Source organism: Pseudactinotalea sp. Z1748 (genome assembly GCF_049725185.1).
Lineage (GTDB): Bacteria > Actinomycetota > Actinomycetes > Actinomycetales > Beutenbergiaceae > CALKWS01.
Map to the genome: position 1 here is coordinate 23,864 of NZ_JBMPQB010000003.1, position 19,048 is coordinate 42,911.

At 66.4% G+C, this 19,048-nt stretch carries 15 protein-coding genes; 14 read left to right on the forward strand and 1 reads right to left on the reverse strand.

Features of this window, described 5'->3' with window-relative positions:
* The first annotated feature begins 77 nt into the window (after positions 1 to 77).
* The 11 genes from ACO0LU_RS07460 (at position 78) to ACO0LU_RS07510 (ending at position 14,796) form a co-directional block, all read left to right on the forward strand.
* Positions 78 to 1,259, forward strand: a complete 1,182-nt coding sequence (locus ACO0LU_RS07460) for a hypothetical protein (RefSeq protein ID WP_424790783.1) — start codon at positions 78 to 80, stop codon at positions 1,257 to 1,259.
* Positions 1,260 to 1,413: 154 nt separating this feature from the next.
* Positions 1,414 to 2,334 carry a hypothetical protein gene (locus ACO0LU_RS07465; protein WP_424790784.1) on the forward strand — a complete coding sequence of 307 codons (921 nt, stop codon included), beginning with the start codon at positions 1,414 to 1,416 and terminating at the stop codon, positions 2,332 to 2,334.
* Between the two features lie 87 nt (positions 2,335 to 2,421).
* A complete protein-coding gene (locus ACO0LU_RS07470; protein WP_424790785.1) occupies positions 2,422 to 2,748 on the forward strand; it encodes a hypothetical protein in 327 nt (108 codons plus the stop codon).
* A 35-nt stretch (positions 2,749 to 2,783) separates the two neighbouring features.
* Positions 2,784 to 7,991: a PHP domain-containing protein gene (locus ACO0LU_RS07475; RefSeq protein ID WP_424790786.1), complete on the forward strand. Its 5,208-nt coding sequence runs from the start codon at positions 2,784 to 2,786 to the stop codon at positions 7,989 to 7,991.
* 21 nt (positions 7,992 to 8,012) lie between these two features.
* A complete protein-coding gene (gene orn, locus ACO0LU_RS07480) occupies positions 8,013 to 8,609 on the forward strand; it encodes an oligoribonuclease (RefSeq protein WP_424790787.1) in 597 nt (198 codons plus the stop codon).
* Positions 8,609 to 9,109 (forward strand): hypothetical protein, encoded by a 501-nt coding sequence (locus tag ACO0LU_RS07485; RefSeq protein ID WP_424790788.1) that lies wholly within the window; start codon positions 8,609 to 8,611, stop codon positions 9,107 to 9,109. Before orn ends, ACO0LU_RS07485 begins: the two co-directional genes overlap by 1 nt.
* A gap of 113 nt (positions 9,110 to 9,222) precedes the next feature.
* Entirely contained in the window at positions 9,223 to 9,699 is a 477-nt protein-coding gene (locus tag ACO0LU_RS07490; RefSeq protein ID WP_424790789.1) for a single-stranded DNA-binding protein, read from the forward strand.
* 95 nt (positions 9,700 to 9,794) lie between these two features.
* Positions 9,795 to 10,703 carry an immunoglobulin-like domain-containing protein gene (locus ACO0LU_RS07495; protein WP_424790790.1) on the forward strand — a complete coding sequence of 303 codons (909 nt, stop codon included), beginning with the start codon at positions 9,795 to 9,797 and terminating at the stop codon, positions 10,701 to 10,703.
* A gap of 8 nt (positions 10,704 to 10,711) precedes the next feature.
* Entirely contained in the window at positions 10,712 to 11,146 is a 435-nt protein-coding gene (locus tag ACO0LU_RS07500; RefSeq protein ID WP_424790791.1) for an HNH endonuclease, read from the forward strand.
* 636 nt (positions 11,147 to 11,782) lie between these two features.
* Entirely contained in the window at positions 11,783 to 14,086 is a 2,304-nt protein-coding gene (locus ACO0LU_RS07505; RefSeq protein WP_424790792.1) for a M23 family metallopeptidase, read from the forward strand.
* Positions 14,087 to 14,115: 29 nt separating this feature from the next.
* Complete coding sequence (locus tag ACO0LU_RS07510) at positions 14,116 to 14,796, forward strand: hypothetical protein (protein ID WP_424790793.1); 681 nt, start codon at positions 14,116 to 14,118, stop codon at positions 14,794 to 14,796.
* Positions 14,797 to 14,814: 18 nt separating this feature from the next.
* Here the strand turns inward: ACO0LU_RS07510 and ACO0LU_RS07515 are convergent, their stop codons facing one another.
* Complete coding sequence (locus tag ACO0LU_RS07515) at positions 14,815 to 15,936, reverse strand: ATP-binding protein (protein WP_424790794.1); 1,122 nt, start codon at positions 15,934 to 15,936, stop codon at positions 14,815 to 14,817.
* A 170-nt stretch (positions 15,937 to 16,106) separates the two neighbouring features.
* Between ACO0LU_RS07515 and ACO0LU_RS07520 the strand changes: the two genes are divergently transcribed.
* From ACO0LU_RS07520 to ACO0LU_RS07530, 3 genes are read left to right on the forward strand one after another with little or no spacing between them, the layout of a single operon-like run.
* Positions 16,107 to 17,387, forward strand: a complete 1,281-nt coding sequence (locus ACO0LU_RS07520; protein WP_424790795.1) for an AAA family ATPase — start codon at positions 16,107 to 16,109, stop codon at positions 17,385 to 17,387.
* Positions 17,384 to 17,707, forward strand: a complete 324-nt coding sequence (locus ACO0LU_RS07525; RefSeq protein WP_424790796.1) for a hypothetical protein — start codon at positions 17,384 to 17,386, stop codon at positions 17,705 to 17,707. The genes ACO0LU_RS07520 and ACO0LU_RS07525 overlap by 4 nt, the downstream gene beginning before the upstream one ends.
* A 42-nt stretch (positions 17,708 to 17,749) precedes the next feature.
* Complete coding sequence (locus ACO0LU_RS07530; RefSeq protein WP_424790797.1) at positions 17,750 to 18,979, forward strand: hypothetical protein; 1,230 nt, start codon at positions 17,750 to 17,752, stop codon at positions 18,977 to 18,979.
* The last annotated feature ends 69 nt before the right edge of the window (positions 18,980 to 19,048 follow it).

Below are 19,048 nucleotides of genomic sequence, written 5' to 3' on the forward strand. Positions count from 1 at the left end.
CGCTCACCATGTGTATCAACACTGCTTTATCGATGCCTTCGTGGCACAAGACCCTGCCCGCCACACACCGAGGGGGCATGAAGAGCAAATCCCGACACTCCGGTCTGCCCCAGTACCCCGACCTGGAGGCACAGATCCGGGAGTTGGCCACCGCGGTAGCCGCCGGGCTGAAGGACGAAGCTGAAGCCCGTGACGACATCCTGGTGGCCGTCTACTCCTGTGACCTACTGGCCTCAACGGTGCGGTACTGGCTCGCCGGACGCGGCCGGGAGCAGGCATACCTGCACGACGACCTAGTGTTCGCCGCCGAGGAGTGGCTCATCCGAGCCATCACCGGCCGGGCAGTTGGCCAGTACATGATCGACACCGGTGAGCAGATGGCCACACTGATGGACCTGGACCGCATCCGGTCCGGGGCCTCCGCGGTCGGATACCTACGCAAGGGCCTGCTAATGGACATGCGCAAGTTCCTGCGCACCATCGAACGACGCTCAGGGCTCGGCCGCAACGATCAAGAGTTGGTTGACGCCAACCTCATCTCCGGGGCCTCCACCGCGGGCCTGACGCCGGCTCTGGCAGCCACCTTGCGGGAGTGGGACGATGCGACCGGCGGCGAGGAGAATCGTCTGGATGACCTGCGCGCCGATGTGACCCGCTCGAACTACTTAGACGAAGCCCGGGGCCAGTCCGCCTCTGGGCGCACCCACAAGCGTGGCGAAGCGCTGCGGGCGTACTACGAGGTCCCGCCGGCCACCCGGCCACTGGATGCGGCCAGCAGGGCGAAGATGCTTGATGAGGTCGGCAAGGACTTCACCTCCGCGCACCGGGCCCTTCAGGCCAGGTTGAGCCCTGAGCGTGCCACCAGCACCAAGAGGCTGGCGCCTTTGTGGTCGGACTACACCGAGTGGGACGCACGGGTCATCCTGGAGTCCCCACGGTCAGTCGCAGCAGCCCAAACCCTGGCCCTGGTCGCACTCTCCCCAATGCCAGGAGTGTCCCGGGCGGTACGCCGCAAGTTCCGTGTGCACCTAGGCCGGGTCTTCCACCGGGCTGGGCTGAACAGGGATGCCGGCGCCGAGATTGCCGATGCGTTCCTGGCAGATGAGTTCGAGGGCGCAGAGCCGAGCACCACACCCTGGACCCGGCTCGCCGAGCCGGTGGCCGACGACCACCCGGACGTTCTTGGCTCCAGCCTCCTCAGTGTGCGCCAGCGACTGCTGGAGATCGTGCAGGAGTGCACCCGGCCAACCAGGAAGTAGTGGTGCAGTTCGGGCGCCGTTAGGAGTTTTACACCCGAAAGCCTCGACGCCCGGCCCTGGCAGTTGACGCGACTGTGAGGAACTGCGCATGGGTCTGTGTAGGAGATGGCCCACACCCGGCCTCCCGCAGACCTACACGGAAGGCAGATGCACGATGGACGACAACCGACGCTGGAAGTACCTCCTGGAGCCGGGGGAGGGGCTACTGCTGTCCACCCCCGACCCCGACACGGACGATGAGAGCGGCACCCCGGCGATCGTGAAGCAGGCTCATCGACTGGCGCAGTGGACCGCTGAGACCGGACTGGCTGAGGCTGACGTGATCTCCACTCCGCTGGTTGCCACCCCGCTGCCTGCGTACGCCGGGCGCATCGAGGCCGGCCAACGCCGCTGGGACGGGTTGCGCCCCCACGTCATGTGGCACCCGCTGATGTGGATGCCTCAGCGCCTCGCCGAACCGTACATGATCGTCGAAGAGGACGAAGAGCGTCTGGAAACCGTGGATGAGTGGGCGATCCGGGTGGCCCTGGAGATGACCGCCTCGGGCATGTACGACCCCGAGACCGGCGGATGGCTAGACGTGATGGCCCTGCACGACATCGACATTGAAGCCCCTGGGCAGGTGGACCGCATCGAAGCCTGGCTGCAGGGGGCGGTGGACCCTGAACTCGACGCCATTGACCTGGATGCCTACATCTCTTCCTCCGACCAGCCCGACTGGGCAGTGCAGGTTGCTGCGGTGATCTTCGCAGACGTCATCGCGGGCTCCTGGTCGATCACCGCCACCGACCTCATCTTCATTGCCGAGGGCATGGCCGAAGCCGGGCCGACCCGCACTGACATCGAAGAGATCATCCGCATGGGCAGCCTGTGGGCAGGGGATGCTGTCATCGACCTTGACCTGAGCCTGGCGCAGCGCCTGGAGCAAATCTCCGACGGGCTCCACACGGTCGGCGATGACCCGCAGGAACTGCGGGAGGGCCCACTGGCTGAGGTTCTTGACGCCCTTACTGTCGTGGCCAACGCCTACGCCCAGGCGCTGGATAACTTGGACCAGATGGCGGCAACGGTCTAACTGGACCAGGGGTGGGGCGGCGTCCGTGGCGCCAGCGGTGCTGGCCCGCACACATGGGGTTCATAGCCACATGTGAGGAGCCGAATCATGGACAAGCCCCGTACCCCCTCCGGACAGCCCGCCGGCGGACAGTTCACCACCTCGCCCAAGGCGGCCTCCGGCCTGACCCTGGCCAGCCCCGCTGAGCCGGCGAAAGCGCTGCCGGTGCTATCGGACCACGATGCCAGAGTGCTGCCAGAGGTGGATCTGACCTTCCACGCTGCCGATGTGGAGTGGGCCGGCTACCACCGGCAGCAGGACACCGACCTGGACTCAACTGAGGACCCGATGTACGACACAGAGGGCCCCTGGTATGGCGAAGGTGAGGACCTGCAGACTGAGTTGCCGCAGTTGACGCCTCGCCGGGCGGCCTGAACCGGCCGCCGGGTCGCTTCCGGGCTAGAACTGTCATGTTCCGCGGATTCGTGCACCTGCATGTGCACTCAGAGCACTCCGGCCTGGACTCCACCGCGCGCGTGCCCGACATCATCGCCGCCGCGAAGGACGACGGCCAGCAGGCTATCGCCATCACCGACCACGGCACCCTGGCCGGCATCTACACCGCAGTGCGGGCCGGTGCCAAGGCTGGTGTGAAGGTCATTCCCGGTATCGAGGCGTACCTGGCGATCGGCTCTCGCCACGAACGAAATACCATCGAGGTTCCCGCTGATGGCGCCGCCACCGACTCCGGTGACCAGGTGCAGGGCAACACCAAGGTGAAGAAGTACGACCACCTGACGATCCTGGCCACCAGCGCCGCCGGTTGGTCCAACTTGGTCGCGATGCACAACGCCTCCCAACACACCATGTGGGGTAAGCACCCGCGCATCGACCACGACCTGCTGACCGAACACGCTGAGGGTCTGGTGGTGCTCACCGGGTGCCTGGGCGGACCGGTGATGGGGCCACTATCGCGCGGCGATGAACCAGGCGCCAAAGAAGGCATCGAGGCGCTCATCGACGCGGTCGGCAAGGACAACGTGTACGTGGAGGTGATGGAGCATGGCATCGCCCAGGAGACCAGAACGCTGCCGAAGTTGGCCAAGCTCGCCGAGGCTTACGACCTGCCGCTGATTGCCACCAACGACTCCCACCATGTCCACGCCGATGGTGCGCGCGCTCACGAGGCGTGGCTGGCGATGCAGACCCAGAAGACCCTGGCTGACCCGACCCCGCCCCGGTTCGCTTTCGACGGCACCGGCTACCACGTACGCACCGAGAAGGAGATGCGCGCGGTCCGCACCGAGAAGTGGTGGGCCAAGGCGTGCGACAACACGGTGAAACTCGCCGAGCGGGTGTCCGGTGACCTGATGCCAGGGCACTATCTGCGCCTGCCGAAGTTCCCTGTCCCTGAGGGCTTTGCCGACTCCCGGGCGTACCTGATCCACCTGGTGAAGGAAGGCGCGAAGCAGAGGTGGGGTGATCCCTACCCGAAGGAGGTCGCGCAGCGGCTGAACACCGAGCTGAAGGTGTACGCCGAACTGGGTGTCATCGACTACTCCCTCATCGTGCACGAACTCATCACTTGGGCCCGCTCTCGGGGCATCCGGGTGGGTCCCGGGAGAGGGTGCCTCACCGGTGATGATCTGGTGTGGACCCCGGGCGGATACAAGGCGCTGCGGGACGTTCGCATCGGGGACACGGTCCGCACCCACACTGGTGCACTGCGCCAGGTTGCGAACACCATGCGGTACGAGTGCGACGAGCCGCTGGTTCGCATTGAAACCAGTGGCCACGGAAACACCATGACTGCCGACCACAAGGTGCTCCGGATTGGCGATGGCGGCCGCCGGGAGTGGGTTGCGGCGAGCCAGGTGGCAGTGGGGGACCAGCTCGTCCACGTCAGTGAGGACGGCCAGGCCTCCGCTGAGGTGACCAGCGTCATGCGCACCCCGCACGCCGGGGAGATCTTCGATATCGAGGTGCCCGTCGACCACTCCTACATGACTGACTCCTACGTGGTGCACAACAGTTCAGCCGGAAGTGCAGTTTCCTACGCGCTGGGAATCGTGGGTGTGGACCCGTTGCGGTTCGACCTGCTGTTTGAGCGGTTCCTGGACCCCACCCGGGTGGGGATGCCCGACATCGACATCGACTTCGAGAAGGGCCGCCGCGATGAGGTCCTGGCGCACCTGGTGGACATGTACGGCGAGGACTTCGTCGCCCGCATCGGCACCTTCCAAGTGTCCAAGACCAAGGCATCCCTGAAGTCCGCAGCAAGGGTGCTGTCCCACCCGGCTTCGCTGGGCGATCGACTCTCCAAGGTCGTGCCGATGAAGGGCGCAGAGGCTTTCGCCTTCGCTGAACTGGACGCCCAACGGGACAAGGCCGGCGCAGGGTTCTGGGAAGTCGTGGACTCCGACTCACGCGCCGAGGAGGTTGTGGACCTGGCCCGGCAGTTCGAGAACGTCACCACCGGTCCCTCCATTCACGCCTGCGGCACCGTGGTTTCTGACGTACCGCTGACCGACCTGATCCCGATGCGCAAGGACAATGGCAAGGACTCCAGCCCCGACGATCCGCTGGTCACCGAGTGGGACGCCGGCGGTGTCGATGACGGCATCGGGCTGCTGAAGTTGGACGTGCTGGGCCTGCGCACCATGGACATCGTCTCCGCCGCGGCCAACACCGTGGAGGAACTCACCGGTGAGCACATCGACATCGACAACCTGCCCGATGGCGATGACCTGGACAACGAGCGGGTGGCCAAGACTTGGCAACTGATCTCCAGTGGGCGCACCGCCGGGCTGTTCCAGTTGGAATCGCGCAGCATGACTGAACTGGCCCAGGATGTGGCCCCATCGTCCATGGAGCACTTGGCCGCCCTGGTTGCCCTGTTCCGGCCCGGCCCGCTGTCAGCGGACATGCACACGCGATATGCCGCCCGCAAGAACGGCCGGGAGAAGGTGGACTACGGCATCTTCACCAATAACCCCGCCGAGCAGGAGCAGATCGCCCGCGTGCTGGACGCCACCTCTGGGGTGGCTGTGTACCAGGAGCAGTACATGCTGCTGGGTGATGTGGTGGCCGGGTTTGGGCCGGCCGAACGCAACCGGCTACGCAAAGCGGTGTCGAAGAAGGACCCCGGAGAGGTGAACGCCGTGGGTGAGTTGTTCATCGCCGGTGCCACCTCCGATGTGACCTCCGACGGCTCTGCGAAGTTTGCCTTCTCCCCGCGCACCGCGAACAAGGTGTGGGACGCCATCAAGGGCGGGGCAGACTATGTGTTCAACAAATGCTTGACCGCAGACACAGTGGTCCAAACCGGCGGGCGGGATGTCACTTACACCATCGCCGAGTTGTACAGGCGCCTACACGGTCAGGGCAGAGGCCCGGGGGACACATGCCCGCGCTGCCATAAGCGGCCCGCACGTCCCGCCTCCGAAGGGGAGCGCTGCGCCGCGTGCGCCTCGTGGCTATTCAAGTTCAACGACCCCGAGCGCGGGCTGAGTCTGCTTGCGGTGGACGCAAAAGATGGCCGCATCCGCCCCCAGCGCGTCGCCGACGTCCACTTCAACGGACACCACCAGGTGTACCGGGTCACGCTCGCGGACGGGCGCACTGTCCGGGCGACCGGCAACCACCGGTTCATGGCCCACGACCAGACCTACATCACGGTTGACGACATGATTCCCGGACACACGGTGCTGTCAGTAGACGGAGGAGTTGAGCCGCAACAGCACCAACCGGGCGACTACCGGCTAACCCGTGGACCGCGGCGAGGCGTCGGTCGGGTTTACACCCCCGGCAAGGAGAACATCGGGTACGTCGATGGGGGATCGGGCGCCCTGAAGGCGTGGACGAGGCAGACCATCGGCACAGCCTCGTGCGATGAGTGCAACATGACTCGCTCCGAGAGAAGGCTAGAGCGTGCCCGCCTGGACGGGGACCGGACCAATAACTCCCCATCGAACCTGCACTGGAAGTGCGTCAGCCACCACAAGGCGCACGACTACCGCCACAACGGCCGGCGCCGCCGGTTCGAGAAGGGCAGGTTGAGGGCTGCCTCCCTGGTTGTCTCCATCGTCGCGGACGGCGTAGAGCCGGTCTATGACGTTGAGATGGCGCAAGGCACCGACCACAACTTCCTGGCCAACGGCATCGTGTCCCATAACTCCCATGCGGTCGCCTACGGGCAACTGGCCTACGTCACAGCGTTCCTGAAAGCGAACTGGCGGGCTGCTTACGGCGCCGCTGTGTTGTCCCACACCGACGATGACGACAAGCGTGCCCACGCACTGAACTCCCTGGTCGGCGAGGGCATCACGGTCCTACCCCCTGAAGTGAACTCCGCGCAGGTGTCCACCACCGCTCTGGACGCCGACACGGTGGTCCTTGGCCTGCAGGAGGTCAGCGGTGTGGGCAAAGCGGCCATTCACATCTTGGCCGAACGAGACAAGAACGGACCATTCACCAGCGCCACGGACATCCTGAAGCGCACACGGATGCCAGGCAACGAGTCAGGGCAGCACTCCAGGCTGACCGTCACCACTGTTGAGGCACTGATTGAGGCTGGGGCCTTGGATGAGTTCGGGCCCCGCAAGGGCCAGGCGCGGGCGCTTCGGGGCATGTCCGGTCGCTCCGAGGTCACCGTTCCCGGTGATGAGTGGGGCGAGGTGGAGCGGGCTGTGCGTCAGCACGGACGACTTGGTCTGTCACTGGGACAGCACCCGATGCGGGTGCTGTCGGACCAGGTGCGCGGCTGGAACCCCGACCTGCACGACGACCACGGCAACCCGATCGGGTCCAAGCCCATGCCCCTGCACAAGGTGCTGGCATCGGGCAAGACCGACGTGGTGACCATCGGACTGGTCACCGGGTGGAAGGTCAAGGCCGACAACCGCGGTGGCCAGCGCGCTGACCTGCGGCTGGAGGGGTCAAGGGGCCGCATCGAGGCGGTGGTGTGGAACAACACCCTGAGGTCGCTGCGCAAGCAGGCCCGCGAGGTCGGTGTCGGGTCGGTGGTGGGCGTGCACGCCCGGGTGCGCTCCCGCGAGATCGACCACCAGGACGAAGTGGGCAACACCATCACCACCACGATGCACTCCCTGACGGTGGTCAACATGTGGCCCATCGAGTACACCGACACCGGAGCCACCACCGCTGACCCGGGACTGGGTGTGGACTTGGCAGCCCACCTGTTCCACCCCGATCGGGCAGCCGCGACTATCGCCCCGGTGCCCACGGAGTCGGGGGGTGAGCCGGCCACGACGGGCAGCACCCAGAAGGCCACGGCACCAGGAAAGCGGCGCCGCCCGGAAACCAGCGCGCAGCACCACGCAAAGACAATCGTCACTACCGCCGGCAAGCCACCGTGGCGCGGGATGACGCACCTGAAGAAGAACTACCCCGACATGGTGGGCCTGCCGACGGACTTCCTGAAGCCACGGGAGCACCTGCGCATCTACCGACTGCTGCCGGTGCAGGTGGGTGACGACGGACGGACGGGTGCCCCGCTGCACCTAGTGGTGGTCCCCAAGGGGGCCGACCCCAAGGACCCCAAGTGGCGTCAGGTTCATCTGCCCGCACACCCAGATGACGAGCACTGGGAAGAGATCCCTTTCAGCGCCTGGACGGTCTATGTCCCCGGCGAACAGGCCGCCCTGGTGGCGGCATGACGACGGCAAGGAGAACGGATAATGACCGGCAAGATCAGGCGCTGGCTGTGGGTTGACCTAGAGACCACCGGCCTGGGCTATGAGATGTCCAGGCCGCAGAACTACCGCGAGGACGTCATCTTGGAGGTGGCGGCCATCATCACCGACGCGCACCTGAACGAGATCTCGGTCTTCGGTCCCTTCCCAGTGCGCACCAGCAAGGCCGACCTGCGCCGCATGGATGACTTCGTGCGCAACATGCACACCGAAACGGGCCTGCTGGAGCAGGTCGACTCCCCGGCCGCCCAGCCGTTGCCAGCGATCGACCAGGCCATGGCGACCTGGATGGGCGACCACGGCCTGGACAACAGGGTCACCCTGGCGGGGTCGAGCGTGAAGTTCGACTTCGAGTTCCTGCGCCGGCACATGCCGGGGGTGTTCTCTCGCCTCGGCTACCGCGTTATCGACGTGTCCACCTTCAAGGAGGCCCTGCGCGACTGGCACCCGCAAGTGGTGGCCGACATCGAGGCGAACAAGGCTTCCTCGCACAAGGCGATGGAGGACATCCGCGCGTCGCTGCACGAGTTACGCACCTACCGCCAGGCGCTGGGCCTGGCCGACCAGGGGGCCGCGGCCTGATGCTGCTGAGTGACTATGCCGCCAAGGCGGCTACGACCGCCATTTTCCCAACTGAGCATGGGCCCGCCTACACCGCGTTGGGCCTGTGCTCAGAGGTGGCCGAACTGATCACGCTGCCCGGTGATGCATCGGGAAGTGAAGTGGTGGCCGAGATGGGCGACTGCCTGTGGTACGTGGCGATGGTGGCCCGAACCAACGCACTTCGCCTGCAATGGGACCTGTCCGCCCGCACTGGTATCGGCCACCCCGACCAGATCTTCGACGACCTGGGGGGCACCAGTGGCTACGTGGCTGGCCGCATCAAGAAGCGCCTGCGCGATGGGCACGACTCGGTGCCCGATGCAGACATCACCACCACCCTGTGCACGTTCCTGGCCAACCTGGCATCCCTGGCGGCGGTGTTCGACACCGACCTGGCAGCGGTGGCCCAGTCGAACCTGGACAAACTCGCATCGCGGGCTGCCCGTGGGGCACTGTCCGGGTCCGGGGACAACCGGTAGCCGGCAACCAGCAAATGACAGGTGGCCGACCAACAGCCGGGCTAGAAGAAGTGTCGGGATAACCCGGCAAACCGAGTGCTCATTATGAGCAACGAATAGGAAGAAGAAGCACCATGGCTCAGATCACCATCGTTGGGAACCTGACCGACGCCCCGCGCCTGTTCACCAAGGGCAAGACCCCGCGGGCCATCTTCACCATCGCCGAGAACGAGCGTCCGCGTGAGGGGGAGGACGAAGGCCGCAGCCACTTCCTGCAGTGCACTGCATGGGGAACGCTGGCGGAGAACCTGGCCGGTTCGCTGGGCAAGGGCACCCGTGTGGTGGCCTCCGGACGGGTCAACACCTACGACAAGGACGTGGAGATCGACGGGGACGATGTCTCCCTGACCATGACGTCCTTCACCGTCTCGGCCATCGGCCCGGACCTGCGCTGGGCAGAAGCCGACGTGACCAGGGTCAAGCCGAAGCCCCGTGACGAGGACGAGGACGAGGACGACGAAGAAGAGGAGGTGGAGAAGCCGAAGCGCAAGTCGAAGGTCAAGTCCAAGTCGAAGGCCAAGGCCTCCGATGAGGATGACGACGTCTTCTGACGTTCCCTGAAGATGCGCACGCTAAGGGGCCGGTCCCACCAGGTGCCGGCCCTTTGGTGTGCGCATGGGTCTAACTGGAGGGCTTCAAGGAGACCATGAGCAACAACACCGAGACGACTTGGGACGATGTGCTCGATGGCTTGAGCCTGCCCACCCACAACGGTGACAGCCAGCGGCAGACCCCCGCCTCATCGCCCATCCCTGTTGAGCCCACGCCTGCACCTGCCGCTTCAGGCGGGCGGCCGGGTTACACCGACAAGGGGGAGTCCTCGCCACTGATCCGCACCCGCCGAGCGGACCTGGTGTGGTTCCTGACCGCCCCGGCGACCAAACTCCTGGCCGCCATCCTCACTCTCGCCCTGGCCGGTGCTGCCGTGACGCTGTACGCCATCCCGGCTGCCGATGCCTGGTGGCAGGAGCAGACGAACCCCCAGCCGTCGCCCTCCGAGCCGCAGGACCCGGTCATCATCGACGGCGACCCGGTGCTGTACGGGGCGGAGGACATCGAAGCGGACTTCGGTGCCGACTTCGACCCGATGGACGGTGTGCGAGCACTGGACCCAGAAGACGGGGACATCACCGACGACATCGAGATACGCGGTGAGGTGGACACCACCACCTCTGGGGGCCAAGTCATCCGGTATGGCATCGAAGACTCTGCCGGCAACACCACCCACCACTGGCGCACCATCAGTGTGGGTGAAGAACCCGAATTTAAGTCCGAAGACGAAGACGAGGAGGCCGTGTCGGAGCCCACGCAGCCGCCGGCTCCGGCCCGGGTGTCCCAGACAACCAGCCTGACCTGCACAGGTGATGTCACCATCACCTTCCACGCATCCGGTGGGGGCAACGTAGTCCTGTCCGGTTCGGTCAGCGGCTCGGGGTCGGGGTCGGTGTCCGCTTCGACGAGCGTCAGCGGCGGGGGCACGGTCAGCGCCATCGCAACCGCGGACGGCAACGTGAACATCGCCAACGAGTGGGCTGGCAACGGAAACTGCAGTTGAGGACAAGCGTGCAAACCGTGATCGACGCCGTGCTGGATGACCCGCGACTACTGCTGGTGCTCGTGGTGCTGGTGGCGGTGGCCTTCGGGGTCTACTGGCTCCGGCAGGCTGGTGGGGCGCCCCGTGATGGCCAGCGATTGTTCGACTCCGCTCAGCGGTCTCTGATCAAGTCTCGCGCCGGGGGCAGGTGTGAGCACAAGCACCCGCTGTGGCGCCGCTGTCGTTCGCCTGGCACCCAGGCCGACCACATCTACCCTCACGCCCGCGGTGGGGCGACGACGCTGGCCAACGGGCAGAGCCTGTGCCAGATGCACAACGCCCGTAAGAGTGCCAAGGTGCCCAGTTCGCTGTATCTCTGGCGCTTGCAACGCCGCCGCCGAAGGTACTTCCCGCCCGGGCACGATGCGACCGTGCAGTGGCGCCAGCCCTCCCTTTTTGCCTGAGCCCGGACACATCACCTGCGCATGAGTCCTAGTAGGAGCAGGCGGAGGTAGCGGGATTTGGCAGGGCAGGAGACACCGGAGCGAAACGGCGATAAGCCCACCTCGCCATCTTCGCCTGCCCGCAAACCGCCGCTCCCGCCAACTTCGGGGAAGCGCCGACCACCAGCGCCCGGTCCCACTGCCCGGGTAAGATCGGCAACTCCGCAAGCCCCCGGCACGCCGCGCAAGACGCAGCGGCCTGCGCCACAAGCCCCAGGGGCCGGACGAGGAACTTCACCCCTCTCCCGCCCGACCCCTGGTTCGACCCCCACACCGAAGCAGGTGCAGCCCGCACCCGGTTCGCGCCGCCCACCAGCGCCTCCGGACCACGCCGCAGGCAGTGGCCGCGCCAGGGGGCAGACTGACTCCAGTGGTGCCAGCAAGCCCGAGCAACCCTCAACAACCCGCCGCGGCCCAGGGGCCGCTTCTGCTGCCCGCCGACCAGCCAAGAGCAAAGATGGTGGTGCCACCAAGGCCAAGGGCGCAACGCAGGGCGCCAAGTCCGCAGGCAAGGCAGCACGCGCTGGGAAGGCTGCTGCTGGTGCGGCCTCGCTGGGCAAGGCCGCTGGCACCGGAAAGTTCGCGAAGGCTGGGAACGTGGCCCGTGGTGTGCGGGAAGCACGCGAACCCAAGACCGGCAAGCAGGAGGCCACCGACGCGGCGAAGGAAGTCGTCAAAGGTGCAGCCAAGGGGGCCGCTGGTGGCTGGGCTGGGATGGCCGCCGGTGCCCTGAAGGGGTTGGGAAAGGCGACGCTGAAGTCGAAGCGGGCTCGGAAGGCGATCGTCGTGGTTGCCGGTTTCATGGCCGCCATCCCGCTGATGGGGATCTTGGCGTTCAACTCACTGGTAGGTGTCCTTGCCCCGCTGGCCGAAGAGGAGGCTGGACAGGCTGAGTCAGCAGAGACCGTCGCCACCGACTTAGATATCGATCGCCGTGAGCAACTGGAGTTCGGGTACGCCACCGACGCCACCCTGGTGCCCTGGCAGGTGCTGGCCGCACTGAGCACCGATGGGTCCGGTTCAGCGCGCCCCGGTGGGATCGCCAATATCAGCCCGCCGGAGGACATGGAGTGCCCTGACACCGGGCACGTGGCCGAAGAGGGGCTCAGTTCCGATGCCCTGTTGGTGCTGCGTTGTGGTGCCGAGGCGTTCCCTGAGGTGACCACCTGGCACGGGGTGGGGGACCGGACGAACAACCCCAACTCTGACCACCCCACCGGCCATGCCGTGGATGCCATGATCCCGGGCTGGGACACCACTGCCGGCAACGAGATGGGCTGGCAGATGGCGAATTGGTACACCCAGCACGCCGAGACGTTCAACATCAACTACGTACTGTGGGACGCCCAGCAGTGGACCGCAGGCAGCGGTGATTGGACCAACTACTCCCACCCCTCCGGTGGGTCCAACCCGACGCTGGACCACCTGGACCACATCCACGTCTCAGTGAACAGTGGCGGCTCATTCGGCGGCGGTGGCGGTAGCTCCGGTGGGGCCAGCGGTGGCGGGCTCGGCCCGTACAACCTCACCGATGACGCCGGCCTGCCCCCAGAACAGGCTGAAGACCCTGAAGCCGCTGGCCGGTTCGTGGCCAACCTCCTGCACCAGGACCTGCAGAGCCATCAGGGCGTGCACGGGCTGGGCCTCGACACCGGGGCGGTGCGACTGGACAACCACCAACGGGCCCTGGCAGTTCGCCCCGAGGATGCCACCGGCGCAGACCGGCAGCACATCAGCGCCGATGATGCAGCCGCGGCCGAAGGGGTGAAGGCCTCCTATGTGGCGGCCATCTCCGAACTTCCGGTGCAGGGCATGGACGAACAGCGCGCCGAGCAGGTCTTCGACCTTGCCCGCAACTGGTACTTGGGCATCCATGCCGACATCTCCGCAGGCGGTGGCCAGTGCACCATCTCTGGGGATGGGAACCTGGCGGGACTGGAGGTAGCCGGGCGTAACGGCAGCGGCACTCTCATCCTGGATGCCACCCAGGTGGCCAACGCCGCCCAGATCATCGGCGCCGGACACGACATAGGTATCAGCCAGCAGGGCATGATCATCTCCTTGATGACCGCACTGCAGGAGTCGGTGTTGCGCAACCTGGCCAACGACGGTTCAGATACCCGCCTGAGCGCCACCGACCGGGACGTGGTGATCGAGTCATTGAACCTACCCAACGACGGGGTGGGCGCGGACTGGGACTCGGTCGGACTGTTCCAGCAGCGCCCGTCAATGGGCTGGGGCAGCGTGGAAGAAGTCATGGACCCGCGCTACTCGGCCGGCACGTTCTTCGAGCGGCTCCTGGACGTGGACAGTTGGGAGGGCATGGGGCCGGGCCAGGCCGCCCAAGCGGTGCAGATCAGTGCCTTCCCTGACGCCTACGATCAGTGGGAGTCTGCTGCTACCGACATCGTGGGCAACGTGGGCGGCGCCACATGTGCCAGCCCGGAGTTCTCCGCCGAAGGGTGGAGCCACCCACTGCCAAGCGGAACCCTCACGTCCGGGTTCGGGCCCCGGTTCCACCCGATCTTCGGGGTGTACATGAACCACAACGGCACCGACTGGGCTGCCCCGGTGGGAACCCCGGTGCTGGCCGCCCAGGACGGTGTGGTGGTGGCTGCTCGCGGAGCTGACAACCTCAATATGGACTCCGACTACTGGGTGAGCGGTTACGTAGTGGCCATCGACCACGGCGACGGGGTGCACACCAGTTACAACCACCTGGTGAACTCCACCACGGTGTCGCTGGGTCAGGAGGTGTCGGCTGGAGATGAGATCGGCCAGGTGGGACTCTCCGGGGGCACCACCGGGGCGCACTTGCACTTCCAAGTGCTGACCGGACCGCACCAGTTCGTGGACCCCGAGCAGTTTCTGCCCGGCGTGGGGGTGCCCATCGAGCGTTGACCGGGCGCAACCTGCGCATGGGTCTATGCATGAGAACACCACGGGCACTGATTGCCGCCACCGGGGCGCTGGTCCTGATGCTGTCTGCGGCGTGTACGACTAGCGAGCCGGAGGAGCAGACCACCTCTCCGGGGTCGGAAGCCATCATCGAAGTGCCCGGTGAGGATGGGGGCAACGGCGAAGAGCCGGACGACGACGGTGGCCAGGCTGATGGCGGTGCCGACCCCGGGCACCATGAGTCCGACACCGGCACCGACATGCACGACCACACCCACGGGGACCTGGATGATGCCCCCGGTGTGGCAGAACTGGACGAGATCCACCAGATGGCCGGAGACTTCTGGGTTGCCAACACCGAACGCCGGTGGGACCACCCCGATGGCCCTGCTCAGGTGTTGGAGCAAATACGCCCGCACGTCACCGACCGCTACTACGACCACCGCGCCGAACTGCTTGAAGGCTCCGGCCGGGAGGTGTGGTGGGTGGAATGGGCGCACGATGAGCGGGTGACTGATGCCGCGGTTCGCCAGGCCACCTTCCAGCCGGACCAGCCGTTCACCGCCGACCGGGTGCTCGTGCGGGTGGAGGGCGCAGTGGTGGACAACTCCCCACGCCAGAACCGGCACTTGGCCGATGCGGACTCGGTGTACGCCATGGTCGAACTGGAGCGCACCGACCAGGGGTGGAAGGTAGACGACTTCCACCCCTGACCGCAGTAGGCCAGCAGGTCAGATGCGCGCCCGCTCCGCCCCGCCAATCTTGGCGAACATGTCCTCAAACGCCGCGCTGGCAGCAGCGGGAACCCTGGCACCCTTGGGCATCCGGGAGAACAGCGACCGGGCACCAGGGGTGGCCACATCCGGCTTTCCACCTTCGGCGCAAGCGGTCATAACCGCCATGGCCTGCTTCCACGTCTTGACATCCCCGGAGGACAGCGCGATGGACCGCACCGAGGACACCAGCGCGAACAGCCGGTCAGGACGCTCACCGGACCAGTCGATGATGGAGGGGTCAGCCATCACTTCGGCCGGGTCGTGCAGGTCAGAGGTGGCCAGCCAGGACAGGTACTCCACCATCGCCTGCTCACCCACACACCCGCGCAGCACCAGGTCACGGGCATCCTCATCACCGGACTTCAACTGCGCCATTGCCCGAATCGCGTTGGTCCAAGACCGCGGTGAGGGCCACCCCTTACCTGCCTTGGTCAGGTCGGTCGGTACGGCCTTGCGCAGGTCGGGACGGCGGGTCAGGAACGCCAGCACCGAACCCTGGATGCGCGCCCGGTTCGCCGCGACCTCATCATCGTCGCCGGCCAGGATGCGATGCAGCGCCGGGGCGGGCGTCTCGGCGAAGTCGGTCAGCATCCCCTCAGCCCACGCATCGAAGTCGAAGTACCAGTCGATGTGCAGGAACCGGTTGGCCACCGGAGCTGGCAACTCCTGGCCGTCCACGGCCTCATCGACCGGGTTGGAGATCGCCACGATGGACGTGGTTTCGGGCAGCGGCGCCTCACCAACTGCACGCTCCTGCACGATACGCATGGAGATCGCAAAGGACTCCGAGGACGACTGGAGTTCATCGAGCACCAGCAGACCTGCCTTCGCCGTTTGCAGGCGCCGCACCCACGCCGGCGGGGAGTACACGACCTTCCCGTCGGCCTCCACCGGCATGCCCATGAAGTCGCCCTTATCGCGGGAGGAGCCGGTGACGACTTCCACCTGACGGCCCCACTGGGTTCCCCACGCGGTCAGCGACGCAGTTTTAGCTTCGCCAGGGGAACCCTCGATATGCGCGGGCACGCCTGCGGCTATCGCAGCGGCAATCGCCCGGTGGGAAGGGTGGGTGTCCATGATTGCTCCTTGGGGGGTTGGTCTGCCTATGCACCCAAGGTGTGCGGAGGCTTCGTGCAGGCGCCACGCGCCCCGGCGCTGGGCTCAGGCCGGTCGCCTGTGGCGCGAGCAAGGCCCGGTCGCACACCCAAGGGGCAAGACACCGCCGCCGAGAACTTGTGGAGCACCCCGTGATCAACCTTGAAGATCTGGGCCTGAAGCCCGCTGTGACCCCCGAGCCGACGCAGGTACTGCCCCCATCCCAACAGCCCGACCCCAATGCCCCCGGCGAACTGGCCCCTGGCTCGGTGGAGGCCCAGGCGCTCTGGCAGGCGTGGCGGGGAAACCCGGTGACCGTGGTGAACAGTCCGCCAGGGGCGGGGAAATCCTCATTGGTGGCTGCCGTGGCGCACCGACTGCAGCACGAGACGGACTTGAAGGTGGTCCTGGCGACCCCGACCGTGGCAGCCGGTGAAGCCCTGGCGGTGCGCATCGCCCAGCGTGCAGGCATTGGCGCGGTGGAGGTGTCCGGACGTTCCTTCACCAAGGATCTGCGCGATGTCATCACCCCCGGCTGGTCAACGGTGGAGCGGGAGTTGGCCAAGCGCAACAACTCCCTCATCGTGCGCACAGTGGCTTCCTGCAAGATGAGCCCCCCAGTGGCCGACCTGCTCATCATCGACGAGGCCTACCAAGTCACCTTCGCTGATGCCACCTCCGCGGCCGAAGGCGCCGAGCAGGTGCTACTGGTGGGCGACCCCGGCCAGATCGGCCCGCCAACGACGGTGGACACCGCACCGTGGGACCGGCTGAGCATCGCCCCGCACCACCGGGCACCTGAGGGGTTCCTGCGGCGCGCCGATGCTGTGGAACTACGGCTGCCGCACTCCTACCGGCTCGGCCCGGAAACCGTCAAAGCCATCACACCGCTGTACGACTTCACCTTCGACTCGGCCCGCCCCGACGTGGCACTGTCCGGCGCCCGGGAACTGGAAGCCCTCATTGTGGACCCTTCTGAGGGCGTGTCGGACCGCAAGGCGATGGAGGCAACCGCGCAGCGGGTGGAGGACCTGATTGGACGTACCGTGACCTCCGATGGTGGGCAGTTCACTGTCGCCCCTGAGGACGTGGCGGTGGTGGCCGCGCGCAACGAGCAGACCTCGGCCCTGTCTGCGCTCCTGCGCGCCAGGGGGCTGGCCAAGGTCACTGTGGGCACCGCAGACCGCCTGCAGGGCGGGCAGTGGGCAGTAGTGGTGGCCGTGGACCCGTTCTTCGGCTCCCCGGTCGGCTCCTCCCACTCCCGGTCCCTGGGCAGGTTGTGTGTGATGGCCTCCCGGCACATTACGCACCTGACGTGGGTGACCTCCAACGACTGGCGCCAGGTCATTACCGCAACCGCCATGGACGAACAGGAGGCCGCAGGCCACCTATCGGTTCGTAAGGCGCTGACGAAGAACAGGATCAAGCCGTGAGCGCCACCGACACGGCCGCCACATGGGTAGATGAGGCCCACTACACCTACTACTTCTCGGTGCTGGACCACGCCCTGGCCGGCCAGTACGACCAGGCCCACGTGCAGTTGGTGCACCTGGTGGCAGATGCCATCAAACTCGCCCCACAGGTGAGCACTCAGGAAGTGGTCGAGCAGGTGCGCGACTACCGCATGCCGCAAGTGCGGGCGCTCATCCAGCACCACGACGACGGCCAGGTGCCACCGCCGGTGCGAACCACCGATTGGGCCAAGGGTGTTCGTGGCATCGCCGAACTGCTGCATGCCGCCAGCCAGCAGTAGCACCGGTGGCACAAGCGCGGCACACCCGCACACCCATGAGGCATGACCACCTCGACCATCACCCCTTCGCGCCCCACCTCTCGATTCGAGCGGTTCGAGATCGATAACCGCAACCGCGCCGCCCACGCCGGTCGCCCGCTGGAGCGCCTGGCGATCCCATCGGTGATGTACCCCGACACCTCCCGCTTGGACCCAGGTGCCACCGTGCCGTCCTTCACTTTCGTCACTCGCAAGGGTGGCAAGTTGGTCGACCGCGACCCGGCTGATGACAGCTCGCAGTGGGAACCGGTTGATTTTCCCGCGCTGGCTGAGAAGTTCCTGCCCACCCGCACTGTGGAAGAGGATGGGCGTTGGCTGACCAGCATCGGTGGTGTCATCTTCACCCCCGATGCCCCCACCACCCGCTACCTGATCCGCCGTGCCGCTGAGGCCGGGTCGCACCTTGGCAGGGCGCTGCAACTGGCCGCAGCCCTGCCCGCTTCCACCCGCCTGGTGGAGTTGCCCAAGGCGCTGTCGGCGAAGTTCTTCGCCCCGACCGGATACGACACCGAAGACCTGTCCGATTGGGCCAGGGCTTTCGGCATCGCCTCACCGCGCTCGGTCAGTGCGGCACGTGAGCTGGCTGGAACGGTCTACGCCGGGCTCGGAGGCACAAGCGGCGTCGGCCTTCCTGCTAAGAAGCCCGAGCGCATGGGTCAGATCGCCCGCCAGATGGCTACCCAGGAGTCAGCACTGATGCGTTACGCCGGGGCGGGGTCCCTGTCACATGACTGCGGCCGGTTCGACTCAGTGGTCGGCATTACCTCGCGGTGGGAGTTCTTGACGCAGACCGACACCCTTGGGCGCCACCATGCGATGCTGGACGGCACCGTGTTTCCACTGTCTCGACTTGGCCGGCAGCGCTACCGCATCAATGGGCCGTTCAAGGTGCGTGAGGGCAAGAACATCGTCATGCTCCCACTACCTGGTGAGCATGCCGACACCGCGGCCCGTAACTCGATGTCGGTGGATGAGATCTCGGTGGATGCTTCCGACCGGTTCACCTTGCGCGCCACCTTGGGGCGCAGCCGGGACATTGACAACCGCTTCCAAGAGTCCGAGGAGCCGGTGCTGTTTATCCTCGCCCCATTCCTGCCGACTTACACCGGCCGCGCCGGGGTGCGCTGGACCACTCCGGCAGGTGCGCAGGACGCACCGCAGTCGAAGTGGCGCGAGGTGCCCCTGCACGTATCACTGGCCGGTGCTCCACGGGAGGGGGACGTGGCCGCGTGAGGCCGTTCACGCCGACCTGACCAACATGATGGGGACACCGCCGAGAAGGCGTAGCCGGGCACTCCAGTC